Raw genomic sequence first — 26,736 nt, 5'->3', positions numbered from 1 at the left:
CCTACACGGCGGCAAAAGTGTTTGTGCCGATCAGTATGGTGACACGCACTTATAGCTTCTAAACCGCCTACACGGCGGCAAACCAAAACAGCGAATTCAGCATACATCATGCACATCCATCTCGTCTCAGCCTGTCAGCAGCGTGCCCTCAAGCGTAGTCGGGCGGTTTTGGACTCTTATGCGATCCGTACCGGGGAGCGCAGTTGGGCGACGCCGATCACGGCGGAAGGGCTGGATGAGCTGCGGACGTTGCTGAAACGGCAGGCGACACGGCAGACGGCGGTGGCGTGTTATCGCAATGATGGCGTGAGCCGAATGAAGCTGCTGTGGGTGGTGGGTTCGCGTAAACCGTTTGGGCCGGATGGGCATTTTCCGGCCGGTTACACCCGTCGGCGGCGGCCCGAGGTGCCGCGTTGGCTGAAGGTGTTGTGCCTGCTGGCGAAGGCCGGCGGGTTGGCGCATGACTTGGGCAAGAGCAGCGAAGGGTTTCAGGCCAAGCTGCACGCGGCGGTGCTGGGCGAGGAGCCGGCCGTGGCCGAGGCGGCGCGGCATGAATGGCTGTCGATGCATTTGCTGCCGGCCTTGCTGGAAGGCGCAGATTTCGCCACGGCCTGGCAGGCGCTGGCGGGCAATGGGTTGACCAAAATGGGCCGCAAAGGCGCCGAGTATCTGGTTAACGGTCTGCATCGTGCCGATGACGCCCTGGCCTTCATCACGGTGAGCCACCATCGCCTGCCGGGGCCTTGTGACGACGATGGTGCGCCGGATAGTTCCAACCATCATGTCAACCCGGCGTTGCTGGTGAATCCGGCAGGCTCGCTAGACCCGGCTCGCCTTACCGAGCTGGCGACGACGGCTTCTCGCTTGCGTGACAAGGCCGGCCAGCCGGCACAGCCTGAGCTGTATTGGCGCGGCATGGCGCTGCTGGCGCGGGCGGCGCTGATTCTGGCCGACCATACGGTGTCGGGCCAAGCAGCCGAAGACTTTGGGAAAAGCTATCGGGGCCAAATACTGGGGGAGGTGCCCAACAGAGCATCAGCAGACGACCCTGGCCCCTTCGATACCACCGCCCGGCCTGGCGCGTTGTATGCCAATACCAAGCCCGACCCGCTGCCGGGGTGTCGGCCGCGCTATCGCCAGACGCTGGCCTGGCATCTGCGTGAAGTCGGCGCCCGTGCTTCGGACTTGGCCTGGTGCATGATGAATCTGCACTTGCCGGGGCTATCGGAAGAGGCGGTCGAGCGGATTCTGACGCCCACCGACCCTGATGGGCCGTTTGGCTGGCAGGAGCGGGCGGTTGCTGCTGTGCAGCGTTGCCGCGAACAAAGCTCGCAACCCTTGCTGGTGTTCAATATCGCGGCAACCGGCGCCGGCAAGACCCGCGCCAACGCCAAGATTGCCTGCTGTCTGCGCCAGCGGCCGCGATTTGCGGTGGCACTTAATCTGCGCACCTTGACCTTGCAGACCGGCGATGCTTTGCGGCGCGACTTTGGCATCGGCGCCGATGAACTGGCGGTGGTGATTGGTGACCGCACCATTGCCAAGCTGCATGCCCATCAGCGGGATGAGGCGTTTTATGGTGATGCCGAGGCTTCGGGCGAAGCCCGCCTGTACGAGACCATCGGCGAGGAAGTGCTGTTGCCGGGCTGGATGGATATTCTGACCGAGCGGCGCCAGACCAGTCGCCAGCTGCTGGGGGCACCCGTGCTGGTTTCGACGGTGGATATGCTGGTGGCGGCCGGCGAGCCGGGGCAGCAGGGCCGGCATGTGGCAGCCCTGTTGCGGCTGATCGGGTCGGATCTGATTCTGGATGAAGTCGATTCCTACGATCCGCAATCGCTGGTGGCTGTGCTGCGGCTGGTGCAGATGGCGGCTCTGGTGGGGAGCAGTGTGGTGTGCTCGTCGGCCACTTTGGCCTTGCCGGTGGCGCAGGCGGTGCAGCGTGCGTTTGCCAGTGGGCTGGCGATGCGGCGGGCCATGCGGGATGAGGTCGACGCCGGCCGGGTGGTGGTGCTCGACCATCTGACCACACCAGTGAGCTTTGGGGGGGGCGAGGATTTCGCTGGGCACTATCAAGCCCATTTGGGGCGGCTGATGGCGGCCATGCCGGCCACGACCCTGCGCAAACTGCAGATTGTGCCGCTTGCCGGTCAGTCGATGGGCCTGCTGCTGCAGGCGGTTTCGACGGCGGTACAGACCTTGCATGCCGCGCAGGCCTGGACGGGCACGGGCGGTAAGCAGCTGTCGTTCGGGCTGGTGCGGATCGCGAATGTCACTCAAGCGATTCGCGTCGCCCGCTATCTGGCGCAGCAGTTGCCACAGGCCTGGGTGGCCTGCTACCACGCCAAGGATTTTCTGATTCAGCGCCATGCCAAGGAATCGCGCCTCGATTTTCTGCTGACGCGCAAGGGCGCCATGCCCAATGCCCATATTCTCGCCGATCCCGAAATTCAAGCCTTGCTGGCCCGGTCGCCTGGGCAGAGTGTGCCGTTCATCGTCGTGGCGACACCGGTTGAGGAAATCGGCCGCGATCATGATTTTGACTGGGCGGTGATCGAGCCCAGCAGCGCACAATCGATTGTGCAGACGGCGGGGCGGGTTAATCGGCATCGGCAACAACTGGTGGCGGCGCCAAACATTGGTTTGCTCGATTACAACTGCCGCTGGGCGCAAAGCCCCGATGTGCAGCGGTATGGTGTGTTCTGCCGGCCGGGGCTGGAGCCGCAGTCGCTGGATAAGGTGCTGCGCGCCCGGTCGAAGAAGGTGTATTCAGCCCTGCAGATGTCGCTATTGATTGATCAGCCCGAGCAACTGGGCAATCTGGATGCACGGCTGCGCTTTGACAGCCGTCACCCGCTGGCCCGCGATGAAGACCGACTGCTCACGGCTGCACTCAAAAACCCGCTGGAGGTGCTGGAGGCACAGGGGATGTCGGCCCCTTCGAACTGGATGACCGAGCGCTTCTATCGGGCCTATCCATTGCGGATGCGTCGCTATGAGCTGAGCTGGCGGGCGGTTCGCGGAGAAGATGGCTTCTGGCGGGCGGAAAGGCTGGAGAAGGAGGGCCGTAGCGAGCGGGCCGTTGTGCAGCGAATCGGCGGCGATTTTAACGCGCCGCCATTGGCCAATGCCTGGCTGGTACACGACCTCGATCATCTGGCGGCATTGTGCGAGGCGGCGGGCATCGACCCCTTGCTGGGCTTGAGTGTGCAGCTGCCGGAAGACCAAACCGGCCAGAACACTCACTACGATACGTCGTTCGGCTTTTATGTCCATTCCCAATCGCTGGAGGACGTGGACGACTGAGGCTGCCGAGGGCAGTGGCCAGTGGACAGTCCCAACCTCTGCCGCACCAGGCGGTGGCAGAGGGGCTGACGTGACCGGAAATGGAACGTTAATGGAACCTATGAAGGCGTTTCATTTTTCTTTTCCTCAAGCCAGGCGCGTGCTTCTTTCACGACATTGGCCAGCTCGGCTTCGATGCTTTCCAGCAGCTGGTCTACCGGCCGGTTTTCGCGGATTGCGGTTTCAACTTCCATGCTCATCGCCGGCAGGCGGACGGCGCCGAGTGAGCCGAGTGAGCCGCGCATCGAGTGGAAGACTTTTGCGGCCTCGGTACGCCGGTCTTCACTGAGCGCCTTGCGGGCATCGTTGATCGGTTCGGTTCCGCGCGAAATGATGCCTTCGATCGTGCCCAGAATGGCACCTCGACTGGATGGGTTGCTGAGCGCCATTCCCAGCAGGCTGGATGGTACGAAGGCCGGGCCCTGCGCGGCGTTGGCCGTGCTGGTGGGGGCGGTTGCCGCCGGGGTGGGGGCAGCGGCGGGGGGGCTGACCGGGGCGCTGGCGGCCTTGGTTTCGCTTGGGGGGGCGCTGCTGGCCGCCGGCGCCAGCTTGGGTGTCCAGTGCCGGCCCAATGCCTTGAATACTTCGGGGACATCAAGCGGCTTGGGAATGAAGTCGTCCATCCCTGCCACGCGGCACTGCTCGCGCTCGGCGGGCAGTACGCCAGCCGTCATGGCGATGATCGGCAGGTGGTTGAGCTTCAGCTCGCTGCGGATCAGCCGGGTGGCGGTAAAACCATCCATCACCGGCATCTGCACGTCCATCAGCACAATGTCCCAGCCGTCGGGTGTCTCGCGCAGGCGGTCAAGTGCCTGCTGGCCGTCACCTGCCACGTCCACATGCGCCCCGGCCTGGCGCAGGATGCCGCAGGCCACGGCCTGGTTGACGGTGTTGTCTTCGACCAGCAACAGCCGGGCGCCATCGAGCCGGTTGGCGGGCTGGGTGGGCGGGCTGGGTTCTGCGGCGGCCTCCGTGGTCTGGGTTTGCTGCTGGCGCGCCTGCATGATGGCGTCGAGCAGACTCGAACCGGTAATGGGCTTGAGCAGAACGCCATCGGTAAGTTCGACCCCCGGCGTCTGTGCCAGCAGGTCGCGGCCATAGGCGTTGACCATCAGCAGCACCGGGGTGCGGCGGATGCTGAGCAGGGCGCGGGCGGTGGTGACGCCATCCATGCCCGGCATGCGGTAGTCGATGAGAATGGCATCGTAAGCCTTGCCCTCGGCATGGCGCTGCCGAACCCGGTGTACCGACTGTTCGCCCGAAACGGCGGTATCGCAATGCCAGCCCCAGCTTTGCACCATGCTGGAGAGCGCACTCCGGCAGGTGTCGTTGTCGTCAACCACCAGAATGTTCAGCGGGTTCTGGCTGCGGGCCGGACGGGTATCGGCCACCCTCTGCAGTGGCAGGGTGAACCAGAATTCGGTGCCTTCGCCCGGCTGACTGCTGACGCCGATCTGACCACCCATCAATTGCACCAGACTCTTGCTGATCACCAGACCCAGCCCTGTGCCGCCAAAACGGCGGGTGATCGAGGTATCGGCCTGCGAGAACGCCGAGAACAGGCGCTCCAGCTGCTCGCTGGTCATGCCGATGCCGGTATCCCGCACACTGAAGCGCAGCTGGGCAGAATCGCCCGCGAGCGGGGCGGCCAGTTCGACATGCAGGCTGACTTCGCCTTCGCGGGTGAACTTGATGGCATTGCCGGTCAGGTTGACCAGCACCTGCTGCAGCCGCATGGCATCGCCGTGCAGGCGGGGGGGCACGTCGGGCTGGATGACGATCGCCAGCTCCAGGTCTTTGGCGCCGGCATTAACCGACATGATCGACGCCACGGTGTTCATCAGGTCGTCCATCTGGAACTCGGCCGGTGCCAGCTCCATCCGGCCGGCTTCGATCTTCGAGAAGTCGAGAATGTCGTTGATGATGGTCAGCAGCGACTGGCCCGAGGCCCGGATCATGCCGAGGTATTTGCGCTGGTCGTTGTCGAGCCGGGTGTTTTCGAGCAGATGGGCCATGCCCAGCACGGCATTCATCGGGGTGCGGATTTCATGGCTCATATTGGCCACAAAGTCGCTCTTGGCCCGGCTGGCCTGCTCGGCTTGCTCCTTGGCTGCCGACAGCATGGCCTGTGCTTCCTTCTGCCGGGTGATGTCGGTGCCCATGCCCAGAAAGCCCGTGATCTCGCCATCGGGATTGCGGATGGCGGATACCACCAGATTGACGGTGAAGGTGCTGCCATCCTTGCGGACGTAAGTCCACTCGCGGCTTTCGGCGCTGCCCAGGCGGCAGCGGGCAACAAAGGCCTCAAAGCCTTTTACCGGGTAACCCAGCTCAACGCTGAGCTCGTTGCAACGGGCATTGACTTCGGCCGGAACGTGTACGATGGCCGGCGTCTGTTTGCCGACCATTTCCTCGGCGGTGTAGCCGAGCATGCGTTCGGCGCCGACACTGAATAGCCGGATGGTGCCGTTCAGATCGGTTGTGATAATCGAAAACTCGCCGGCAGAGTCAATCACGCTGCGTAGCTGTGACTCTGCAGCGATGTGCGCAGCCTGCGCCTGCTTGAGGGGCGAGATGTCGGTCACGAAGGTGTAGAAGCCTTTGACCACGCCATCGACCAGATCTGGCTGGTAGGTAACCAGCTCGTGCCGGACCTGACCATCCCGCCCGGCAACCTCGCGCTCGAAGGTGCTGGCTTCGCCACGCAGGGCGGCGTCGATGTGCGGCTTGCTCATGGCGTAGCGCACATCGCCGATGATTTCCTGAACGGTATGGCCTTTCAGATCGGTGGTGCTCCAGCCAAACCAGCGTTGATAGGCGCTGTTGCCAAAGCGGTTGCGCTCTTCGGTATCCCAGTAACCGACAACCGCTGGCATGTGGTTGATGATGGTCTGCAGCTCATCATTGGCGCGGGCAATCGCCAGCCGGGCTTCGGTCTGGGCCGAGATGTCCCAGTTGAGGCCGATCATGCGCAGAGGGCGGCCTTCGCTATCGTGCTTGACGAAGCCCGAGGCCTGAATGGTGCGGACTTCTCCCAGCGGGCCGACGATGCGGAACGTGAGATTGAAGTCCCCCTTGCCCTGAAAGGCCGTGTTGGCAAAGGCTTCCATGACGTCATCGTCTGGTGCGCCGGGGTGTTGCTTGCCCGCCAGGGTGGTTTTGATGAAAGCCTGGACTTCTTCTGCATCATCCGGGTGCATGCGCATCTGCCACAGGGTATGCGTATCTATCCCCCCTTCGGGTACCCCCCAGTACAGCGCATACATGCGCTCATCCCAGATCAGTTCATCGGTGGTCAGATCCCAGTCCCAGACGCCCATGCCGGCGGCCGCCGTGGCAAAGCCCAGACGCTCGGACAGTTCGGCGACGACGCGCTCGCGTTCGCGGCGTTCGGTGATGTCGTCGATCTGCACGATGAATTCCGTCCCCTGGCCGCCTCGTCCCAGGCGTGACATGCGGAGCAGGCCCCAGGGGATGTACTGGTTACGTTCGGCCATCCGCAACTCGATCTCGAAGCTGCCGACTTCGCCGATGCCGAGGCTGCGCAGATGGCTGGAAAAGCGTTTGCGGTCTTCGGGATGAATGAATTCGTGCAGAGTGGTCTGCGCCAGCTGTTCGCGGCTGGCACCCATCAGGTCGCATAAATAGGCATTGAAGTCGCTGAGCAGGCCATTGCGGTCACACAGGCCAAAGCCGGTGGCAGCAAACTCCATGGCATTGCGAAAGCGCGAGCGGGTGTCGGCCAGGGCTTCATCCCGCCGCTTGACCTGATTGATGGTTGCCGCCAGCAAGAGCGGCGGGATCAGCGTCAGCACACTGGGCAGGTAGACAAACAGCATCTGCCAGTTGGAAATGAACGGCGGAATCAGAAAGTAGCCGAGCGAGGTCATGGCCCCCATGGTGGCCGACACCAGTGCCAGCAGTAACGCAAAGCCTTCAAACCGCAGCCGGGCGGCAGAGAGCAGCAACGCCACCACCATATAGACAAAGGGGTAGGGCAGATAAGCCATCACGAAGATGGTGACTGCCAGCAGCGCCAGGCAGTGTGAGAGTGTTTTGACCCACTCCTGCCGGGGCAGGAACGGCCCCTTGCGTGGACGAAGCCAGACCAGGGCCAGGGGCAGTACGGTGAGGGAGCCAAGTGTCGAACCGGCATACCAGGTGATCCAGAGCAGGTCGAAACTGGCGATGCCGCGCCAGGCAAGGATGCTGGCGCCGAGCGTGGCACCCGCCAGCGGCGGGACGAAACTGCCGATGGTCAGCAGGCGCAACAGACTGTCCATGCTGTCATCGAATTTGCGGTCGCTTTGGGTGCGCCGGATCAGCCAGGCGCCGAGCAACACTTCAAGGGTGTTGGGGATGGCAAACAACGCCGCCTGGGGCAGGTCGCTGCCGGTGAGCAGGTTGGCAAACAGATTGGCCAGCGCCACTGCCCGCAGCAGGCCCGGCCAGCGCCGGGAGGACTCGGTTACCAGACAGGCAACGCCCAAGGCGTTGGCATACCAGACATTGGCGATGGAGCCGGGTTGGCGCGATAGCAGAATGGCTGCGATGGCCAGCCAGAAATACAAGCCGCCGCAACGCATGACGGCATGCCAGCGTGCTTTTGTTCCGTTCGATCGGTTTTGCACGTTCCTCTTCTCTTGTCGCGGATACTGATGGTTGTCGGCTAGCGCGGGTGGCGCATCATGACTGATCGGGTGGGTCACTTTTCGAAGCTCCCCGATGGGCCCACAGGGCGACGACTACCGCCAATACCAGTAGTCCCCCTGCCAGCAGCATCGGCTGCATGTCACCAAACTGCCATTGCAAACTCGTTTCAGGCTTGAGCCACTGCCGGGTCAGCTGCGCACGGTCGGCAGGGGTCAGGGCGTTCATCCCGCGTTGAAGGATCTCGCCCAGCTGTGGCCAGTCGCTGCGATAGGCAAACGACAGCGGGTAGTCAAAGCCAACCCGGCCGACCATCCGGTATGCATTCCAGCGCTCGGCCTTGGCGACAAATTCGACACTCGCTGCATCGGCCACCATGCCCTGTACTTCCCCGGTTTTCAGCTTGCGCAGGGCCTCGTTGTCGCTGCTCACGGCCACCCATTGCACCTTGGGGTAATGGGCACGCACATAGGCTTCCACCGCATAGCCTCTGCCAACGGCAACAGGCTTGCCATCCATCTGCGCCAGGTTTCTTTCGGCAGCGTCATGCCGCACCACGAGCGTGGTGGGGACCGAGATATAAGGGGTGGTAAAGCTTAGATACGCCGCGCGTTCAGGGGTGGGGCGCAGTGAAGTGATGACATCCACCTGCCGTTGTTTGGCCTGCTCCAGAATATCTTTGAGCGACATCGGCGCCGTTGGCGTGAACTCCAGCCCGGTTTTTTCACCAATCGCCCGCAGAAAATCCACCGACAGGCCTTGCACATTGCCGATGGCATCGGCGTAGACAAAGGGGCCGTAGTCCTGTTCGGGGGCCCAGCGTACGGTCGGGTGTTCGCGCACCCAGGCGCGCTGCGACTCGGTCAGGATGTCTTCGTTGCCAGCTGCAGACGCTACTCCCCCCGCACACCACAGCAGCATCAGCAGCAGGCTGTGGATCAGCATCGTGCAGCGAGATCCTGAGCGCGTGCCAAGACCTGCAGCTGGCTGGATTGACATAAGACTTCCCCCTATCTAAGCCCTGTAGGCAGCCTGGGTGCTGCTTGCCGGATGCGGTTTTGCAAACCTGACTTCAACAGAACCTGGCGCGGCCTTGGACCCTTGCTGTAGCCCACCGAGCCGGCGTCGATTTGGCCTGCATCGGGCAAACCCGGATAGCTTCTAAACTGCTTCTTTCTCAGGACACTATAGAACCTGATTCGAGCATCTTGAATGTTGCGATGGCCCCAGGCGTGGCTGGCTTTCCCGATAGCGATTTGCAAAGCAGACGGTAACCGCGCCTAAACTGTGCGTCCGTCGCGCCTCAGCCGGTTTCAGGGCATACCAACCCGCTGTACCGTTGGGTGGTGGGCGGGATTCTCCAACAACGTGAGCGGCTAGAAAGAGATGCAATGAAAAACTGGATGATCTACGGCGTGACGGGCTACACCGGCCGGCTGATTGCCGAAGCGGCGAGCCAGCAGGGCTTGCAACCCCTGCTGGCCGGGCGCGATGCCGGGCGCGTGGCGGCCATCGCCAGCAGCTTGGGATGCCCTGGGCTGGCCGTCTCGCTGGAAGATGGTGCGGCGCTTGATCGGGCCCTGCAGGGGCTGTCGCTGGTGCTTAACTGCGCCGGGCCGTTTTCCCGCACCGCACAGCCCCTGGTGGAGGCTTGCCTGCGTCAGGGTGTGCATTATCTCGACATCACCGGTGAGATTGCCGTGTTCGAAGCCCTTCACCCGTGCGATGCCCAAGCCCGTAGCCGGGGCGTGGTGCTGTGTCCGGGTGTCGGTTTCGATGTCATCCCCACCGATTGTGTGGCCGCTGCGCTCAAACAGGCGCTGCCCGATGCCACCGAGCTGGCGTTGGGGTTTGACTCGCGTAGCGGTGCCAGCCCTGGCACGGCGCGAACCTCGGTTGAAGGCATCGGCAGCGGAGGCCGGGTGCGGCGCAATGGCCGGCTCGAACCCGCGCCACTGGGTTTCAAGACCCGGCAGATCGACTTTGGTGAGGGCGAGCGGACTGCGGTGACCATACCTTGGGGGGATCTGGCCACTGCCTGGATTTCGACCGGCATTGGCAATATCGAAACCTATCTGTCGATGCCGCCCAAGCGCATTACCCAGATGCGTTGGCTGGAGCGTTTGCGGCCACTGCTGGCACGCGGCCCGGCGCAGTGGTTGCTCAAGGCGCTGGCGGGCAAGGTCAGCGGTCCCTCTGCCGAGCAGCGCGCCAATATGGGTACCCTGGTCTGGGGCGAGGTGCGTAACGCGGCTGGCGTCAGCAAAACAGCCCGCCTGCGTTGCGCCAACGGTTACCAGCTGACGGTTGATGGCTCGCTGGCGGCGGTACGCGAGGTATTGCAGCGCGAAGGACCGGGCGGATACTTCACGCCTTCTCAGCTATTTGGCTGGCAATGGGTGGAAGGCTTACCCGGCTCGGGCCGGATCGTGATCGGTGAGGCGGGGTAATCGCCAGCAAGCGGCCTACAGGCTACCGATGATCAAACTGCCCGCCACGCCCCACATCACCGCGCAGGTGAAGCCATCCAGCAGTCGCCAGCTCAAGGTTTGTCTGAATAAGGGCGCCAGTTGGCGGGCACCCAGGCTCAGGCTGAAAAACCAGCAGAACGAAGCCGTCATGGCCCCTGCGCCAAACCAGTAACGACCGTCGCCAGTGTGCTGGGCCGAGAGCGAGCCCAGCAGCAAGACCGTATCCAGATAAACATGTGGGTTGAGCAGGGTGACGGCCAGTGTGGCGGCGACGATCCGCAGCAGCGTGCCCTGCCGGGCCTCGGTCTGATCCGCCCCGCGTGGGCGGGTATCGAGCGCGCCACGCAGCGCACGCCAGCCATACCAGGCCAGAAATAACACCCCCCACGCCGTTGCCAGTTTAAGCAACAGGGGCGAGCTAGCGATCAGGCTGCCGGCGCCGCCCACGCCCAGGGCAATCAGGCTGGCGTCGCACAGCGCACAGATCAGTGCTACCAGCAGCGGGCGCTGGTTTTTTACGCCCTGCGTCAGCACAAACACATTCTGGGCGCCCAGCGGCAGAATCAGGCTCGCGCCCATTCCCAGGCCCTGCATATAAGAAATAACAGACATAACAGCCTCTTGTATCGACGAAACAGCCGCTGGCAAATCGGGTGGGTTGATGCGCGGCTTTGGGGTGGATTGGGTTGCCGCTAGCGTAAGCCGTCTTGCATAGTTAGAAAATCTTTAAATTTTCTGGTTTGATAAGAATTTCTAATGAACCTTGATTACAAGTTGCTGGATGCACTGGCCGCCGTGATCCGAGAAGGCAGCTTCGACAAAGCGGCGCGTCAGCTCAATCTGACCCAATCGGCGGTTTCGCAGCGGGTGAAACTGCTGGAGCAGCAACTGGGCCAGATACTGCTGGTGCGGAGCAACCCGCCCACGCCCACGGCTGTGGGGCAGCAGCTGCTGCGCCATGCCGAGCAGGTCCGTCTGATGGAAGGAGAATTGCTGGCTGACATTCGGCCTGCGGTGGCAAGTGGCTACGAGCGCATCACTATCGGTGCCAATGCCGATAGCCTGGCAACCTGGCTGTTGGCGGCCCTGGCGCCTCTGCTGGCGAGTGAACAGCTGCTGATCGAACTGGTGCTGGAAGACCAGGATTACACCCACGAGCTGTTGCGCGATGGCACGGTGGCAGGCTGCATCAGCACGTTGCAACGACCGATGCAGGGCTGCGAAGTGATGTATCTGGGGGCAATGCGTTACCGCTGTGTAGCGGCGCCGGCCTTTGTCGAGCGCCACTTTGCGGCCGGCGTATCGGCAGATAGCCTGTTGGCTGCGCCAGCCGTCATCTACAACCGCAAAGACGATCTGCACCGGGTATTTCTGGAAACCTGCTTTCCACTGCAAGACCCCGACTATGCCCACCACACCCTGCCGTCATCGCAAGCCTTCCTTGACGCACCGCTGGCGGGCATTGGCTATGCACTGGTGCCTGAATTGCAGCTGACGGATCACCTCGACCGAGGCACCTTGATTGATCTGCTGCCCGGCCGCTACATCGACGTGGCCCTGTACTGGCACTACTGGAGTCGCCAGCCTGCACGGCTCAAACGCTTGGGCGCCGCCCTATGGCAAGGCTGCCGGCCGTTGCGACCAGAATCTCATCTGAATGACTGAATGAATTCATGGTCACCATCCTGCTTTCGGCTCAGGCTCGCCGCCTAAAGCCAGTCAACCCTTGCAGGCAAGTTGATGAATTGTCTGGAACCTCATGAATCCTGAACTAGGATGTCAGGTGATGGCCCGCGTCGTTTGGGGGGATTACGAGCATCCGAAGTCTCCCCTTCAGGTCTGAGATGCCAAGCTTGAACTTGCCTGGGTGAGCGTCCATTGACCTGCCACACCGGCCCGCAGAATTTTGATCCTTGCTGGGAGAGATCCATGTTTGGCGCTGTTTTGAATCCGGTCGTGCAACTGTCACGGCAGCTGACATTCCGCCTTAAGTTTTTACTGATCTTTTTGCTGTCGGTACTGCCCAGTGCGGTGCTGATCACCCACGCCACCCTGCAAAACTATCAAGCCATCCAGCGCGACAAACTGGAGCAGACCGGCGGGCGCTATCTGAAAGGCTTTACGCCCCTGGCCAATGCCATGGCGCTGCACCGTGGCAGTGCCGGGGCGGTTCTGGCGGGTAACCAGCAAATGGAGGGCGTCAGGGCCAAAGCCGAAGCCAAAGTCGATGAGGGAGTGCGTTATCTGCAAAGCGAAACCGCATTGATGCACGCTGAGCAGTGGGACAAAAAATCCCGCCAGATTGCCCAGGACTGGCAGGCGCTGAAAGCCGGCTGGCAAAAGCTGACGCCCGGTGAGAGTTTTGCTGCCCATAATGGGCTGATGCGCCAGATCAACGAATATCGTCACCATATAGCCGGCGACACCGGGCTATTACTCGACCCGGAAACCGACACCTACTACATGGTCGTGACACTGGTAGACCAACTGCCCTTGCTGCGCGATCGGGTCGGACAGGCGCGTGGCAGCATTGCCGGGATGGCGGGCAGCGCGGCCGATGATCGGGCGCGTGGTTATATCGATGGCTTACTCAATCGCGACATCACGGCCATCGTCAGTCGCATCGACAACGACATGGAGCTGCTGGAAGACACCTACCCCGAACAGGCCGCCAAACTGCTCCAGCAATGGGGACCCGCCAAGCAGGGAATCGAAGCCATCATTGCCGATGCACGCAAGCAGATTCTGCAGGACGGTAAATCCGGACCGGAACTGGCTGGCTATTTTGACCGGCTGAGCGCTGCACTCGATGGCCTGGATGGCTTCGATACGCTGCTCTACAAGACCGCGATTGAAGAGCGGCTGCGCGACCGTATCGCCAGCGGCTGGGCAACCCTGCTACGGGAAATCGGCGTCAGTCTTGCGGTGATGTTGGGGGTCACCTGGCTGATCATCGGCTTTGCCCGAGATCTGATGCAAAGAGCCGTACAGGTTGAGCGCGACATGGCGGCCATTGCCGATGGCGACTTCACCAAGTCGCCCGACACCCGTGGTCATGATGAACTCAGCCATATCGCCGCCAGTGCCGCCCAGCTGACAGCGCGGCTCGGCGCTACCTTGCGAGAAGTTCAACACAGCGCGCGAGAAGTGATGTCGGCTGCTTCCAATATTGCAACCATCAGCAATCAGGTTGCCAGCTCGACCAGTGAACAAAGCAATGCCGCCTCCGCGATGGCCTCTGCCGTGCAGCAACTCACCGTCAGCATTGCGCACATGGCCAACAACGCCCAGGATGCGCACCGCCTGTCCAGTGATTCCGGCCGCGCCTCGGCCGACGGTGGCGAGGTCATCCAGCGCACGCTTGGCAGCATGGAAAGAATCGCCGAAACCGTGCGAAACGCCTCGGGCAGCGTGCAGGTGCTCGGGCAGGATGCCCAGTCCATCAACAGCATCGTCAACGTCATCAAGGAAATTGCCGATCAGACCAATCTGCTGGCGCTTAACGCCGCCATCGAAGCTGCCCGTGCCGGTGAGTCGGGCCGGGGCTTCTCTGTTGTGGCTGACGAAGTACGCAAACTGGCCGAACGCACGGCGGTTTCGACCCGCCAGATCGCCGAGATGATCGACCGCATCCAGCACGGCACATCCGGCGTCGTCAGCGGCATGGGGCAAGGCGTTGCCCAGGTAGAAAGTGGCGTCGAGCTGGCCAGCCAGGCCGGCGCGGCTATCGCGCAGATCCGCGAGGGCTCCGGCCGGGTCGTCGAAGTGGTGGCCGAAATCACCAGCTCGCTAACCGAACAATCTGCCGTCGCCAACGAAGTTGCCGGCAAAGTCGAAACCATCGCCCAGATGTCCGAACAAAACACCCGCGCCGCCGAATCCTCTGCTGCCACCGCCCAGCAACTACGCGGCCTTGCCCTTGGCCTGGAGCAAAGGGTAGCGGTGTTCAGGTTTGCATGAGGTGGGGCTGCGTCCCCATTCTCTACCCCATTTCCCACGAGCGCCCCGCCAGCTAGGACAGGCTGCGGGGCTTTTTTTGAATCTGCTCGGCAGAGCCTCGCCATGTAACGACATTTAAGTGGCAGGTTCCGCCTATGAATCTACTGTCGTTGGAAACAAAGCCGATGTTTTCTGGCCACAGCTTCAGTGCCTCTCTCTGAGTCGAGGCATTGGGGGCTTTCTGTGGAATCTGGCAAAACCAACTCCCGGCCGCAGTGAAGTGACAGCGCTTACGGCTCTTTGCCGTCATGGTTATCCGGGCGGTGGCCGCGAAATGGCAAGGCGAGGCAGTCCAGATACTGGTTGCTGCTGGGGTAGGGCGTGCTGTCTGCAATGCCAAGTTTGCGCGGCAATTTCCCTCCCGCATATGAGAAGCTGCCAAAAACCAAATCCCAAAAGGGGATGACTGCGCCGTAGTTGCCGGCTTCCTCCAGCTCGCTACTGTGATGGCACCGATGCAGTTCGGTGCCGATCAGCAAGTAGTTGAGTGGGCCGACGCGAATGTCCACATTGAAGTGGGAAAACAGGCCCTGCACCCCCAGAATCAGGTTGAACATAAACACTGCCTCACGATTGATGCCCAGAACGAACGATGGAACCAGGCCAATCGCTACCACGATCAGCATGTTGATAGGGTGCATCACCGGATGCATCAAAAAGTAAACGCGCTGAGGTAGATGGTGTACCGCATGAATTCGCCACAGGAACCGACCCAGCGCCCCCCGCCCTTCATGGCTGTAACGATGTATACCGTACTGCAGCAGTTCGTAGACGAGCAGGGCAATGACTACCTGAAGCAGCAAGGGTAAGGTGGCAAGCCCGGAAGGCTTGCTCTGCGCAGCACCAATCGCCAGCCAGGCGGTTGCAAATTTGACCACCTGCAACAAAGCGCCTCCGGCCACCATGTATTTGAGGTCACGCAGGAAACTGGTCCAGGTCATGCTCCATTCTGGTCTGCACGGCCAGGCGATCTCCGCCACGATGAACAGGACAAAACGACTCGCAGTGAAAATGGAGAAGGCGAGCTGCAGTTCGTATTGGCCAGTGAAATTGAACCAGGCAAAAACGATGGTCATGCTGGCAATGACCGGGTAAAAGCCATAGGTAATCAAGGGGCGCATCGTGGTAGCTCCAAACGAAGATTGAAGCTGAGGTTAGCGATGCGCCAACCCGTCTGCTTTGCAATTCTTGCGGTGGTGCAGCGCCTAAATCACCGGCTCACCTTTACGCCGTACCTTGAGAAACAGTTCGCGTTTGCAGGTCGGATAATCCCAGACCCCGCTCTGCTGCGGGCGCAGCCTTTCAAAAAAAAGCGTTGAAGCGAGTGCATAGGCCGATGGCACCAGAACCTCATCGTGGAAGGCAAACACGGCCGGCCCCAGGTGCTCGGTGGCGCCTGTGAATGTCATGCGTGCGTAGTAGCCGCCGGGAAGGGTCAGAACATCGTGGTCTGATGCGCGTTCTGCATCAATATCCCGCGCCAGGAAATAGCGGCACTGAGGAGGTGGCACATGAAAGGGAGCATCAACAAAAATGCCGAGAATCGATGGGCCTGAAGTGGCCTGATTGCCTGCCATCTCGACGAGTGTCTTACTGATCAACGCATCATCCAGCACCTGCCGGACCACCCGCAGGTGACGGGTTGGCAAATGACAGAGCTGCGGGCGCTGAGGCCCTTGCGGGTCGGTGGCCGGCCCGGAGTGCTTGAGTCCCGCCCGAATCGCACTTGGGGATTGCCCGTAGATCTGCCGATAAGCGCGAGAAAAACAGGCGGGGGAACTGAAGCCGCTATCCAGTGCGATGCTCAGCAGCGATGCGTCGGGCAAGGCCGCCAGCAGATGGTCGGCGTGCGACACCCTGACGCGGCGCAAATAAGCCATCGGTGTTTCACCCATCTCCGCCAGGAAAAGCCGATGGAAATGATGGGGCGACAAGCTGACCGCAGCGGCAAGATCATGCAAGGACAAATCCCCCCGAAACTGCCGCGTGATCTCCAGCACGGCCTGTTCGACGCGAGCATCAACCGGGCCAGATGTCGTCTTGGTCTGGATAAGGGGCGAAGTGACTGAACGTGACATCGGGCAATCCCTGCATGCCTAGATTTCTGATTGGTCAGGATGGCTAATGTTTTATCTGCAGGAGCGGTTTTTGCTGAGAAAGCCAGCTAAGCAGGAGTTTAACGGATGGATTGGATATATATTAATCAATATGGCTTTGGATAATTTTAAAGGCACCAGCATGGTTTGTTTGGTTTGAGAGTTTCTCTAACATTGCTTCAAGCTGTCCTGGAGATTTGTTTCCCAAGACGATCAAGCCAAAGCTATTTCCAAATAGAGCCTGAATAATGAATACGCTGAAATCTGATGCGGTGCTGATTTTATATTCGAATTGGTCATGAAGATACTTTCCTGATCGTACAATATCTGGTGCAGTGCCAGGAATGTGTTGCAGAAATTCAAAGGGGTGGCTTTGGCGCTGTAGAATGTCGACATTAGAGAACCAATATACAGCTAGGCCACCATTCGAGGGAAATATGGATCTGGAATTATTGTAGTAAATGCCTTTGGCAAGCTTTCGTGCAAATGAGTATATTGCCTCATGAAATTCATCAGGTATTTGAAGTATGCCGGTCTTTTGATGTGTTCTCCCTATGGCTGGGACCAATCCCAGAGATTCATTGTATTTGCGAGCTGTAGTCGCTGATGGCATCATTTGGTCTAATATTCCAGGGAATTGTTGCTCCGCACGCCTTAATTGCCCCCGTAATTCTTCCGTGGCGTATTCTGTATTGCCCTTGGGGGCCATTTTGGCAAGGATAATGACCAATAGGTCATCGTCGGACGTGTTCCGATTGCAATTGGCACAAGCAGGAAATTCAAAACCTTCTGGCCATTGGCGATCTTGAAATAACCCCCTGGGAGGGCAGTGTTCTATCGTGGTGGCGGGTGTTTTTCCACCACAGAACGCGCAAAGTGGATTGTTTTGCAGAAATTTTTTTCGCTTGTTGGAGCTCGCTCCCATAGATATTCCAATCTGCGTGAGTCTATAGTAAGAAAATGAAGGTTTCTCATAAAATTTTTTGCTGCAGAATTATTTTCAAATCAACTTTGAGTAGATCTGATATTTTTTCGCTAAAATTCACCTGAAGCGGGCCCAATTTGGGCTGGTCAGCCTATTGTAGTGATGACTCAAAATCGCTTTTCTGTTTTTCAGAACAGCAGAGAAGGTGAGGAAGATTGTCCATGTCGGGAATCGGCTCTTCGAGCAATGCGCTCACTTTATTCCAGTGGTCAGTTTTATTATTGCTAGGGGGGCGAACCAAATATTTCAGGCTTGAGGGGTCGATTGCTGAAAATCCATGATCCAGGCAAGCACTGCCGCTACATGAATTGTCGATAACAAAAATGGGTTTACCTTTTTTTGATTTGAGGCATGCCGATTTAAAAAATTCATATCCTTTGAAAACCTCCTTCTTCTTACCATCTTTGATGGCGGTTACTGTGTACTCCCGCGACAAATCACTGCCATAACCCACTCCAATTTTTACTTCAAACTGTGCATCACCACATTGGGCGCTATGGGTATCAGGCTTTTGTTGTGAACACGCCAGAACGAATGGAATGCAGCAGATCCCGAGCCAGATCTTTGGCATGGCTTTTCCCTTTCGTGCTGAATGGCTAAGCAAATAAATCCAGAATCTCTGGATAGATCAAACCGCTAATTCCATCAAGTGAGGGGCGGATCAAGCGGGGGGGTCTTTTGCCGGTCCTGAGCCAATAAATTGGCTTGATTGGGAACAGCCGCATGGTTTGGCATGCGGCTGATCGGTGCAATCAGCCGGGCGACTCAGGTCACCACGGTCGGCGCCGCCATCCCCGTTCTTTCTTCAATCTGTGCTAACCGCCGTGCCAGGGTGATGAGGCCAGCGAGGGCGGTTTGGGTGTCGAGTTGGTGGTTGCCGCTAGCGGGCTCGTAGCGTTCAAGGTAGACGCGCAGCGTGGCGCCTTCGGTGCCGGTGCCGGAGAGGCGGAAGACGATGCGGCTGCCATCCTGCATGATCAGGCGTATGCCCTGTTTATGCGATACCGAGCCATCCACCGGGTCGGTGTAGGCGAAGTCGTCGGCGGTGGCGATAGGGAAGTCGCCAACCGTCTGACCGGCGAGTGCCGACAGCTGGCTGCGCAGGTGCGCCATCAGGCCATCTGCCGCATCGGTGGCGATGCCTTCGTAGTCGTGGCGTGAATAGTAGTTGCGGCCGTAGCGGGCCCAGTGTTCCTGCACGATGGTGGCGACTGACTGTCCCCGCACGGCAATCAGATTGAGCCAGAACAGCACGGCCCAGACGCCATCCTTTTCCCGCACATGATTCGAGCCGGTGCCATAGCTTTCTTCCCCGCAGAGCGTGGCACGGCCGGCATCGAGCAGATTGCCGAAGAATTTCCAGCCAGTGGGGGTTTCAAAGCAGGCAATGCCGAGGTCTGCAGCCACGCGGTCTACGGCGGTGCTGGTGGGCATTGAGCGCGCCACACCCGTCAGCCCATCGCGGTAGCCGGGTACGAGCTTGGCATTGGCGGCGAGCACCGCCAGGCTGTCGGAGGGTGTGACGATAAAGTCGCGGCCGAGAATCATATTGCGGTCGGCATCTCCATCCGAGGCGGCGCCGAAGTCGGGTGCGTCGGGGCCACTCAGCAAGCCGATCAGTTCGGTGGCATGCGCGGGGTTGGGGTCGGGATGATGGCCACCGAAGTCTTCGAGCGGTGTGCCGTTGATGACGCTGCCGGCCGGTGCGCCCAGCAGGTTTTCCAGCAGATGGTGGGCATAGGGGCCAGAGACGGCACCCATGGCGTCAAAACGCAGGCGGAAGCCGCTGGCAAACAGGGCGCGGATGCGGTCGAAGTCGAACAGCGATTGCATCAGCTCGGCATAGTCGGATACCGGGTCGATGACTTCGACCAACATACCAGCCAGGGGGTACTGGCCGAGTTGGTCGAGATTGATATCGGCGGCTTTGGCGATGCGGTATTCGGTGAGCTGCTGGCTGCGGGCATAGATGGCCTCGGTGATCTTCTCTGGCGCCGGGCCACCATTGCCAATGTTGTATTTGATGCCGAAGTCGCCATCCGGCCCGCCCGGGTTGTGCGAAGCCGACAGGATAATGCCGCCAAACGCGCCATGTTTGCGGATCACGCACGAGGCCGCAGGCGTAGACAGCAAGCCCCCCTTGCCGACCAGTACCCGGCCAAAGCCGGCCGCTGCAGCCATTTTCAGAATGGTTTGTACGGCTACCCGGTTGTGAAATCGACCATCTCCTCCCACAACCAATGTTTGTCCGGCAAAGCCTTCGAGCGAGTCGAAAATGGCCTGCACAAAGTTTTCCAGGTAATGCGGCTGCTGAAAGACGGTGACTTTCTTGCGAAGACCGGACGTGCCGGGACGTTGGCCGGCAAAGGCTTGGGTGGAGAGGGTCTGGATGGTCATGGGTTGAATCTAGGAGTGAGGTAATTAAAAAACGGCCCATTTTAGGCGTTGTTGACACTTTTTCGGATCGCATTTCACCGGGAAGTCGTCTGGAGCAAGGCACAGGGCGTGCTGCTTGGTGGGTCAAGCGAGCGGCTTTTGCGCCTTGCATCCGGCCCGAATCCGACGAAATACGATCCAATAACAAAACGTCAACAGAGCTTAGCGGGCACCAACAGCCACAGGCTGTGTGCGGGTAAGGGGGCGCAATCCGACACCCTGCGCTCAAGCGGCACCCCGTCTGCGATCTCGCTGGCCAGCAGCACCTGCCACGATCCGGCTGGCAGGGAGAAGGTCACGGGCTGGGCTTCGGCGTTGATCAGAATCAGGCAAGGGGGACTTGCCATGCCCCGTAGTCGAATGCCCAGGCAGAAGCGATCTTTGCGTTGCCATTCGTCGGTGGTCATCAGGTTGCCGGCCTCGTTGAGCCAAAGCAGATCGGCTTCGTCACGGTTGTCTGATGGCCCGCTGTACCAGATGGCATGGCGCAGGGTTGGCCAGTCGCGGCGCAGGGCCAGCAGGCGTTGTACATAGGCGAGCAGATCGGCGTCGGCCTGTGCCCAATCCAGCCAGGTGGTCGGGTTGTCCTGGCAATAGGCGTTGTTATTGCCGCCCTGGCTGTGGCCGATCTCGTCACCAGCCAGCAGCATGGGCGTGCCTTGCGCCATCAGCAGGCTGGCCAGCAAGGCACGTTTCAGCTTGCCGCGCAGGGCGAGCACCGTGGCATCGTCGGTCGGGCCTTCCACCCCACAGTTCCAGCTATGGTTGTGGTTGTGGCCGTCGCGGTTGTCTTCGCCGTTGGCATGGTTGTGTTTGTGGTTGTAGGCGACGAGGTCGGCGAGTGTGAATCCATCATGCGCGGTCAGATAGTTGATGCTGGCCGTCGGCAGCCGCCCACGCTGTTGGAAAATATCGCTGGATGCCGCAAAACGGCGGGCGAATTCGCCTCGGCTGGGCCACTGGTGCAGCCAGAAGGCACGCAGCGTGTCGCGGAATTGATCGTTCCACTCGCTCCAGCCTGCCGGAAACTGGCCGAGCCGATAGCCTTCGGGGCCAATGTCCCAAGGCTCGGCAATCAGTTTGACTTGCGACAGCACAGGGTCTTGCTGGAGGGCTGCAAAGAAAGGCGCTGTGGCGTCGTAGAAGTCGGGATTGCGAGCCAGCTCGGGCGCCAGATCAAAGCGGAAACCGTCGATGTGCATCTCGGTCACCCAGAAGCGTAGCGAGTCGAGAACCAGCTGCAACACCCGTGGATGGGCCAGATTCAGGCTGTTGCCACAGCCGGTGTGGTTCAGGTAACGCGCCTTGTTGGTGGGGTCGAGATGGTAATAGCTGGCGTTGTCGATGCCCTTGAAGCTCAGCATCGGCCCGCACTCATCGGCCTCGGCGGTGTGGTTGTAGACGACATCCAGCAGCACTTCGATGCCACGGGCGTGCAGGGCTTTCACCATGTCGCGGAATTCATCGGCGGCAGGTTGCTGGCCGCTGCCATAGGTTGGCTCGACGGCAAAGAATCCTATCGTGTTGTAGCCCCAGTAATTGTGGAGCCCCATCGCCGTCAATCTTGGCTCGTCGGCGTGCTGGTGGATTGGCAGCAGGCTCAGGCTGGTGATGCCGAGCCGGCTCAGGTGGTCCAGCAGGGCGGGCTTGGTCAGTGCGGCATAGGTGCCCCGGAATGGCTCGGGTAGGGCGGGGTGCAGCTGGCTGAGGCCCCTGACATGCGCTTCATAAATGACGGTATCCGCCAGGGGGATGCGCGGGGCAGCGTCGTCTCCCCAGTCATAGGTATCGGCCACCAGCCGGGCCTTGAGCGCAACACGGGCGTTATCCCGTGGGTCGGGCTGATCGGCGTCGTGTTCGAGCCCGCCAAATGATTCGCGCTCTGCCGCAAACTGACCAACGATTTCGCGGGCATAGGGGTCGAGCAGCAGCTTGGCCGGATTGAAGCGATGGCCCAACGCTGGCGCCCACGGACCATACACGCGGTAGCCATAAACCAGGCCGCTGGTGGCACCGGGCAGAAATCCGTACCAGATGCCATTGCTGTGGGCGGGCAAGGGCAGGCGCGCCAGCTCCTGTTGGCCTGATGCGTCAAACAGGCAGAGTTCCACTGCGGTGGCATGGTCGGAAAACAAGGCGAAATTGGCTCCCTGCGAATCAAGCGTGGCACCCAAAGGATAGGGCCGGCCGGTTTCGAGGCGGGCGGGTAGAAATGGAACGGCAGTCATTCAGGTAACAGAATCAGGGTTGCAAGGGGTGGCAGGGTCAGTTGTAGCGACTGTGCCTGACCATTCCAGGCGATGGCTTCGGTCATCAGCACGGGGTTGGCGACACCACTACCGCCATAACCGTTGGCATCGGTATTGATGGCTTCGCGATAGCGGCCAGCCAAGGGGACGCCGATCCGGTAGTCGTGGCGGACGATCGGGGTGAAGTTGCAGATGACCAGGGCGATTGAACCATTCCGGCCATGACGGGCGAAGGCATAGACTGAATGTTCCCGGTCATCGTTGACCAGCCAGCTGAAGCCGGCCGGCTCGAAATCGACTTCGTGCAGCGCCGGGGTGCTGCGATACAGTCGGTTGAGGTCTCGCACCAGCGCCTGCATGCCCCAGTGCTGGGGGTGCTCAAGCAGATGCCAGTCAAGGCTGGCATCGAAGTTCCACTCCCGCTCCTGCGCGAATTCGCCACCCATGAACAGCAGCTTCTTGCCGGGATGCCCCCACATGAAGCCGAAGTAGGCGCGCAGATTGGCCATTTGCTGCCAGCGGTCGCCTGGCATTTTGCGCAGCAGCGAGCCTTTGCCATGTACGACTTCATCGTGCGAGAGCGGCAGGACGAAGTTTTCGGTGTAGGCATAGACAAGGCCGAAGGTCATCTCGTCATGATGATGGCGCCGATGAATCGGATCGCGACTCAGATACTGCAGCGTGTCGTGCATCCAGCCCATATTCCACTTGTAGTGAAAGCCGAGGCCACCCAGGTCAGGCGGGCGGGACACCGCAGGAAAGGCCGTCGACTCCTCGGCCAGTGTGATGGCACCGGGCAGTTCGGTGCCCAGCATGTGGTTGAGGTCTCGCAGCAGCGCGATGGCTTCAAGGTTTTCGCGGCCGCCGTGAATATTCGGCACCCATTCGCCGGCCGGGCGGCTGTAGTCACGGTAGAGCATCGACGCCACCGCATCGACTCGCAGGCCATCCACCCCAAAGCGCTCTACCCAGTAGCGGGCGTTGCCGACTAGATAATTGCGGACCTCGTTGCGCCCGTAGTTGTATATCAGCGTGTTCCAGTCGCGATGAAAGCCTTCGCGTGGGTCGGCGTGTTCATACAATGGCGTACCGTCGAAACGGCCCTGGCCGTGGACATCGACCGGAAAGTGGCCAGGCACCCAGTCGAGGATCAGCCCCAATCCGGCTGCGTGGCAGGCTTCCACCAGATACAGAAAGTCTTCGGGACTGCCAAAGCGGGACGTCGGCGCATACAGGCCCACCGGCTGGTAACCCCAGGACCCATCGTAGGGGTACTCATGAATCGGCAGCAGCTCGATATGGGTGAATCCCATGTCGCAGGCGTAGGGCACCAGCGTCTCTGCCAGCTCACGGTAGCTTAGCCAGTGTTGGCCGTGTTCTCCTTGCCGCCGCCAGGAGCCGGGATGCACTTCGTAAATCGATACGGGCGCATCCAGTCCATTGGCTTTCGCGCGGTCTGCGGGCAAGGGCCGCTGTGGCAGTAGCGCCGAGACAATGGAGGCAGTCGCCGGCCGCAGTTCGGCGCGCAAACCATAGGGGTCTGATTTCTGCAGCAAGTCACCACTCTGGGTTTTGATCTCGAATTTGTAGAGGGCGCCCACGCTGACGCCCGGCAGGAAAATTTCCCAGACACCGCACTCCACCCGCCGACGCATCGGGTGCTGGCGGCCATCCCAACGATTGAAATCCCCCACCACCGATACCCGGCGCGCATTGGGCGCCCAGACACAGAACCGGACACCCGAATGCCCCTGAACCTGCATTGGATGTGCCCCCAGCACGGTATAAGGGCGTGGGTGCGTACCGTCCGCGAGCTGCCGACTGTCTGCCGCGCTCAGCAGCGGCCCCAGTGCGTAGGGGTCTTCCAGAAGTAGTGGGCCGCTGGCGTAGAGCGCTTGCAGCTGGTAGCTGGTTTGAAGGTTGCCAAGGACGCCACTGAACAAACCCCGCGCATCCAGTACATCCAGCCGCCCCAGCAGGCTGCCGTTGCGGTCGAGAACACTGACGGCAACCGCCCCCGGCAAAAAGGCGGTGACGGTCCAATCTTCGCCACGCTGGTGTGGGCCCAGCAGGGCAAATGGGTCGGCGTGATCGCCGTTGCACAGGGCTTCGATGTCGGCCTGACTCGGTTGCATCGGGTATTCCCTTCTTGATAGCGGGTTGGGGGGATCGGCGTGCTGATCGCAGAGTCTGGCTGCCTGCCGGACTTGGGCAGCGCAGCTGGCGCGGCGCCGTGTCAACGATATTCTCGCTTCTGCCTTCGCGCCTTGGGGCCCGACGGGCGGCTTCTTCGAAAGATAGTAACGACGCTCTTTGCTGTAGGCACGCAGCCAGTGACTACAGCTGTCAGACAGACGGTTGGCAAGATTGCCAAAAATGCCGCCGACTCTTTGATTATTTGCTAGTTTTTAATTCATGGCGGCACGTGTGCGCACGTTGCCGAGGGCTGGGCTCAGCGTCAGAGAGGTTCGGTATGATGAAAATGGAATTGCATGATCCGCTCATGAATCTGGGTGATGGCGGATCATCCAACATGGGTGAACTGGCCGAGGTGTGGGGCGGGCGCTTGCTCAAGCTCACCCTATTGCTGACTTTTGTCGATATCGGCGTGGTGATTGTTTTTCTGCTGACCATGGCAGAAATCCTGCCACGCGAGACGGCGGAACCTATTCTGCAGCACTGGAAGACGATTGCCTGGTGTACCACGCTGCCTTTGGCTGGTGCCTGTGTGGCGGCTTTGCTCAAGGTGGTAAACGAGTAACACGGCGGCTGCGATATTTCAGCTTGCCGCTGCAACAGCGGCTGTCAGCTCGGTTCGTACGTAGTCAGCCACATCGGCGGGCAGGCCTTGGCTGGCGGCTGCGAAGCGCTGCAGGATCTGGGCAGGGTCGAATACCGCAGCCGAGCGCAGAATGGGCGTGGACTTGCTGAGTGCGGGCCCGTATTCACCGTCGTCAATCAGGGCATGGTAGAAGTGGCCGTCACGATAGGTCAGGGCCCGTTCGCCATTACCCTTGTCGTAGCAAAACTGAAAGCCGGTGAACTCCCCCCAGGCACCATGCCAGATATACAAATCGAAATCCGCAGACGTAAACCAGCGCCGCTTGGCTTCGCCTTCGATTTGTCGCACAAAAAAGATTTCTTTTAGCAAGCCCTGCACGCCCTTCACATCTGATTTCAGGCCTCCGGTGGTGAAGCCTTGGTACCAATCCTGCCTTCTGTACCGGCAAGGAGGTTCAGGATGTTCGACTTGTGACGACGAATCAGCAAGGCAGAAATTACCAATACGGCGCCAAACAGGGCTTGTTTGCCGGGCAGCCATAGCCAGCAGAACACCGGGGCAGCCAGCGCCGCCGTGAGTGCGGCTAACGACGAGATGCGGAAAATCGCTGCAACACCCAGCCAGACACCGAGGGTGGCGAGACCCATCCAGGCATGCAAGGCGAAGAGTACGCCGGCGGCGGTGGCCACGCCCTTGCCTCCTTTGAAACCAAACAGCACGGGCCACATATGGCCCACCACAACCGCCAGCGCCACACCCGCCAGCGTCCGCTCGCCAATGGCGTAGTCGGCCTGCAACAGCGTGGCCAGCCACACCGCCAGCCAGCCCTTGGCGCCATCACCCAGCAGAGTCAGCAAAGCGGCGATTTTCTTGCCGCTACGCAGTACATTGGTCGCCCCGGGGTTACCCGAGCCGAAGCTGCGCGGATCAGCCAGACCCATGGCGCGGCTGACGATGACTGCAAAGGAAAGCGAACCGATCAGGTAGGCAGCGACCACGAATACTAACGATATCATCGCGAAATCCACTAAGATTTGGGGTTTTGGATTGTAAAGGCAAACGGGGCGCGGATCGAAGCGCCAGATTTGTCAGAGCGAATGGACATAATCTTCTTGCACGGCGTACGCGCCAAAACATTGATTGGCGTTTACGAATGGGAGCGCATTGCGCCACAGGTCGTCGAGGTGGATCTGGAAATCGGCATCCCCAGCCCACGCGCCTGTTATTCCGACCAACTCAACGATACGATCGACTATGCCAAAGTTGTCGATCGGCTGCGTCATGTGTTGGCCGAACAACACTTTTTGCTGCTCGAAGCGCTGGCCGAGTACATTGCTCAGGACTTGATGCGCGAGTTTGCGGCACCCTGGATCAAGGTCGGGGTAACCAAACTTGGGATCCTGCATGAAGTGGGCCGGGTGGGGGTGCAGGTCGAGCGGGGGCATCGCGGTTAAGGCGCAGGTTGCTCTACATAAAGCCTGAAAAACAATGGCGGACTGAGGAGTCCGCCATTGTTTTTATTCCGACTAGTTCGGCGCTGGTGACGTTTTGTTTCCGGTCGCGCCGGGTGCGCCTTCCTCTCCCCCCAGCGCGACGACCAGATCGGTCATCAAGCCCCGCAGCTCCCCTACCAGCAGAGTCAGCGTGGCATCGAACAGCAGGTCGGCGCTGCCTGCGTCGGTGTCCTTGAGCTGGTCTTGCAGCAGATCCAGCATGGCCAGGC

General features: G+C 60.4%; 19 protein-coding genes. 6 read left to right on the top strand and 13 right to left on the bottom strand.

What is annotated here, in order from left to right; genetic code table 11:
* Positions 1-108 precede the first annotated feature (108 nt).
* Complete coding sequence (locus PZA18_RS21320) at positions 109-3,306, top strand: HD domain-containing protein (RefSeq protein WP_284102909.1); 3,198 nt, start codon at positions 109-111, stop codon at positions 3,304-3,306.
* A gap of 98 nt (positions 3,307-3,404) precedes the next feature.
* On the opposite strand, the gene PZA18_RS21315 is transcribed toward PZA18_RS21320, so the two are convergent.
* Entirely contained in the window at positions 3,405-7,976 is a 4,572-nt protein-coding gene (locus PZA18_RS21315) for a PAS domain S-box protein (RefSeq protein WP_284102908.1), read from the bottom strand.
* 55 nt (positions 7,977-8,031) lie between these two features.
* Positions 8,032-8,940, bottom strand: coding sequence for a transporter substrate-binding domain-containing protein (locus PZA18_RS21310; protein ID WP_284102907.1), 909 nt, complete (start codon positions 8,938-8,940; stop codon positions 8,032-8,034).
* 446 nt (positions 8,941-9,386) lie between these two features.
* Between PZA18_RS21310 and PZA18_RS21305 the strand changes: the two genes are divergently transcribed.
* Positions 9,387-10,445 carry a saccharopine dehydrogenase family protein gene (locus PZA18_RS21305; protein WP_284102906.1) on the top strand — a complete coding sequence of 353 codons (1,059 nt, stop codon included), beginning with the start codon at positions 9,387-9,389 and terminating at the stop codon, positions 10,443-10,445.
* A gap of 15 nt (positions 10,446-10,460) precedes the next feature.
* Here PZA18_RS21305 and PZA18_RS21300 read toward each other — a convergent pair whose 3' ends face one another.
* Positions 10,461-11,078, bottom strand: a complete 618-nt coding sequence (locus PZA18_RS21300) for a LysE/ArgO family amino acid transporter (protein WP_284102905.1) — start codon at positions 11,076-11,078, stop codon at positions 10,461-10,463.
* Positions 11,079-11,222: 144 nt separating this feature from the next.
* Between PZA18_RS21300 and PZA18_RS21295 the strand changes: the two genes are divergently transcribed.
* A complete protein-coding gene (locus PZA18_RS21295; protein ID WP_284102904.1) occupies positions 11,223-12,131 on the top strand; it encodes a LysR family transcriptional regulator ArgP in 909 nt (302 codons plus the stop codon).
* Positions 12,132-12,395: 264 nt separating this feature from the next.
* Positions 12,396-14,426 carry a methyl-accepting chemotaxis protein gene (locus PZA18_RS21290; protein ID WP_284102903.1) on the top strand — a complete coding sequence of 677 codons (2,031 nt, stop codon included), beginning with the start codon at positions 12,396-12,398 and terminating at the stop codon, positions 14,424-14,426.
* A gap of 269 nt (positions 14,427-14,695) precedes the next feature.
* On the opposite strand, the gene PZA18_RS21285 is transcribed toward PZA18_RS21290, so the two are convergent.
* The 7 genes from PZA18_RS21285 to glgB form a co-directional block, all read right to left on the bottom strand.
* Entirely contained in the window at positions 14,696-15,586 is an 891-nt protein-coding gene (locus PZA18_RS21285; RefSeq protein WP_284102902.1) for a sterol desaturase family protein, read from the bottom strand.
* A gap of 84 nt (positions 15,587-15,670) precedes the next feature.
* A complete protein-coding gene (locus tag PZA18_RS21280; RefSeq protein WP_284102901.1) occupies positions 15,671-16,543 on the bottom strand; it encodes a helix-turn-helix domain-containing protein in 873 nt (290 codons plus the stop codon).
* 121 nt (positions 16,544-16,664) lie between these two features.
* Entirely contained in the window at positions 16,665-17,486 is an 822-nt protein-coding gene (locus PZA18_RS21275) for a hypothetical protein (RefSeq protein ID WP_284102900.1), read from the bottom strand.
* Positions 17,487-17,637: 151 nt separating this feature from the next.
* Positions 17,638-18,117 carry a hypothetical protein gene (locus PZA18_RS21270; RefSeq protein WP_284102899.1) on the bottom strand — a complete coding sequence of 160 codons (480 nt, stop codon included), beginning with the start codon at positions 18,115-18,117 and terminating at the stop codon, positions 17,638-17,640.
* A 194-nt stretch (positions 18,118-18,311) separates the two neighbouring features.
* Positions 18,312-19,943 (bottom strand): alpha-D-glucose phosphate-specific phosphoglucomutase, encoded by a 1,632-nt coding sequence (locus tag PZA18_RS21265; protein ID WP_284102898.1) that lies wholly within the window; start codon positions 19,941-19,943, stop codon positions 18,312-18,314.
* Positions 19,944-20,134: 191 nt separating this feature from the next.
* Positions 20,135-22,210, bottom strand: a complete 2,076-nt coding sequence (gene glgX, locus PZA18_RS21260) for a glycogen debranching protein GlgX (RefSeq protein ID WP_284102897.1) — start codon at positions 22,208-22,210, stop codon at positions 20,135-20,137.
* Positions 22,207-24,366: a 1,4-alpha-glucan branching protein GlgB gene (gene glgB, locus PZA18_RS21255; protein WP_284102896.1), complete on the bottom strand. Its 2,160-nt coding sequence runs from the start codon at positions 24,364-24,366 to the stop codon at positions 22,207-22,209. The genes glgX and glgB overlap by 4 nt, the downstream gene beginning before the upstream one ends.
* Positions 24,367-24,704: 338 nt before the next feature.
* Between glgB and PZA18_RS21250 the strand changes: the two genes are divergently transcribed.
* On the top strand, positions 24,705-24,992 hold the full coding sequence (locus tag PZA18_RS21250; RefSeq protein ID WP_284102895.1) for a hypothetical protein: 288 nt from the start codon (positions 24,705-24,707) through the stop codon (positions 24,990-24,992).
* An 18-nt stretch (positions 24,993-25,010) separates the two neighbouring features.
* Here PZA18_RS21250 and PZA18_RS21245 read toward each other — a convergent pair whose 3' ends face one another.
* On the bottom strand, positions 25,011-25,361 hold the full coding sequence (locus PZA18_RS21245) for a hypothetical protein (protein WP_284102894.1): 351 nt from the start codon (positions 25,359-25,361) through the stop codon (positions 25,011-25,013).
* Between the two features lie 47 nt (positions 25,362-25,408).
* Positions 25,409-26,029: a glycerol-3-phosphate 1-O-acyltransferase PlsY gene (plsY, locus tag PZA18_RS21240; protein WP_284102893.1), complete on the bottom strand. Its 621-nt coding sequence runs from the start codon at positions 26,027-26,029 to the stop codon at positions 25,409-25,411.
* An 81-nt stretch (positions 26,030-26,110) separates the two neighbouring features.
* On the opposite strand from plsY, the gene PZA18_RS21235 reads away from it, so the two are divergent.
* On the top strand, positions 26,111-26,467 hold the full coding sequence (locus PZA18_RS21235; protein ID WP_284102892.1) for a dihydroneopterin aldolase: 357 nt from the start codon (positions 26,111-26,113) through the stop codon (positions 26,465-26,467).
* 72 nt (positions 26,468-26,539) lie between these two features.
* Here the strand turns inward: PZA18_RS21235 and rdgC are convergent.
* Positions 26,540-26,736: recombination-associated protein RdgC (rdgC, locus tag PZA18_RS21230; RefSeq protein ID WP_284102891.1), on the bottom strand; the 197-nt coding region annotated here is incomplete at its 5' end.

Source organism: Parachitinimonas caeni (genome assembly GCF_030129945.1).
GTDB classification, from domain to species: Bacteria; Pseudomonadota; Gammaproteobacteria; order Burkholderiales; family Chitinimonadaceae; genus Parachitinimonas; species Parachitinimonas caeni.
This window is presented reverse-complemented; position numbering and strand designations above follow the sequence as displayed.

Bases quoted from the DNA above. Each gene is read 5' to 3' on its own strand.
- PZA18_RS21320 (WP_284102909.1), top strand. From the start codon at position 109: ATGCACATCCATCTCGTCTCAGCCTGTCAGCAGCGTGCCCTCAAGCGT.
- PZA18_RS21310 (WP_284102907.1), bottom strand. From the start codon at position 8,940: ATGCTGATCCACAGCCTGCTGCTGATGCTGCTGTGGTGTGCGGGGGGA.
- PZA18_RS21305 (WP_284102906.1), top strand. From the start codon at position 9,387: ATGAAAAACTGGATGATCTACGGCGTGACGGGCTACACCGGCCGGCTG.
- PZA18_RS21300 (WP_284102905.1), bottom strand. From the start codon at position 11,078: ATGTCTGTTATTTCTTATATGCAGGGCCTGGGAATGGGCGCGAGCCTG.
- PZA18_RS21295 (WP_284102904.1), top strand. From the start codon at position 11,223: ATGAACCTTGATTACAAGTTGCTGGATGCACTGGCCGCCGTGATCCGA.
- PZA18_RS21290 (WP_284102903.1), top strand. From the start codon at position 12,396: ATGTTTGGCGCTGTTTTGAATCCGGTCGTGCAACTGTCACGGCAGCTG.
- PZA18_RS21285 (WP_284102902.1), bottom strand. From the start codon at position 15,586: ATGCGCCCCTTGATTACCTATGGCTTTTACCCGGTCATTGCCAGCATG.
- PZA18_RS21280 (WP_284102901.1), bottom strand. From the start codon at position 16,543: ATGTCACGTTCAGTCACTTCGCCCCTTATCCAGACCAAGACGACATCT.
- PZA18_RS21275 (WP_284102900.1), bottom strand. From the start codon at position 17,486: ATGGGAGCGAGCTCCAACAAGCGAAAAAAATTTCTGCAAAACAATCCA.
- PZA18_RS21270 (WP_284102899.1), bottom strand. From the start codon at position 18,117: ATGCCAAAGATCTGGCTCGGGATCTGCTGCATTCCATTCGTTCTGGCG.
- PZA18_RS21265 (WP_284102898.1), bottom strand. From the start codon at position 19,943: ATGACCATCCAGACCCTCTCCACCCAAGCCTTTGCCGGCCAACGTCCC.
- glgX (WP_284102897.1), bottom strand. From the start codon at position 22,210: ATGACTGCCGTTCCATTTCTACCCGCCCGCCTCGAAACCGGCCGGCCC.
- glgB (WP_284102896.1), bottom strand. From the start codon at position 24,366: ATGCAACCGAGTCAGGCCGACATCGAAGCCCTGTGCAACGGCGATCAC.
- PZA18_RS21250 (WP_284102895.1), top strand. From the start codon at position 24,705: ATGATGAAAATGGAATTGCATGATCCGCTCATGAATCTGGGTGATGGC.
- plsY (WP_284102893.1), bottom strand. From the start codon at position 26,029: ATGATATCGTTAGTATTCGTGGTCGCTGCCTACCTGATCGGTTCGCTT.
- PZA18_RS21235 (WP_284102892.1), top strand. From the start codon at position 26,111: ATGGACATAATCTTCTTGCACGGCGTACGCGCCAAAACATTGATTGGC.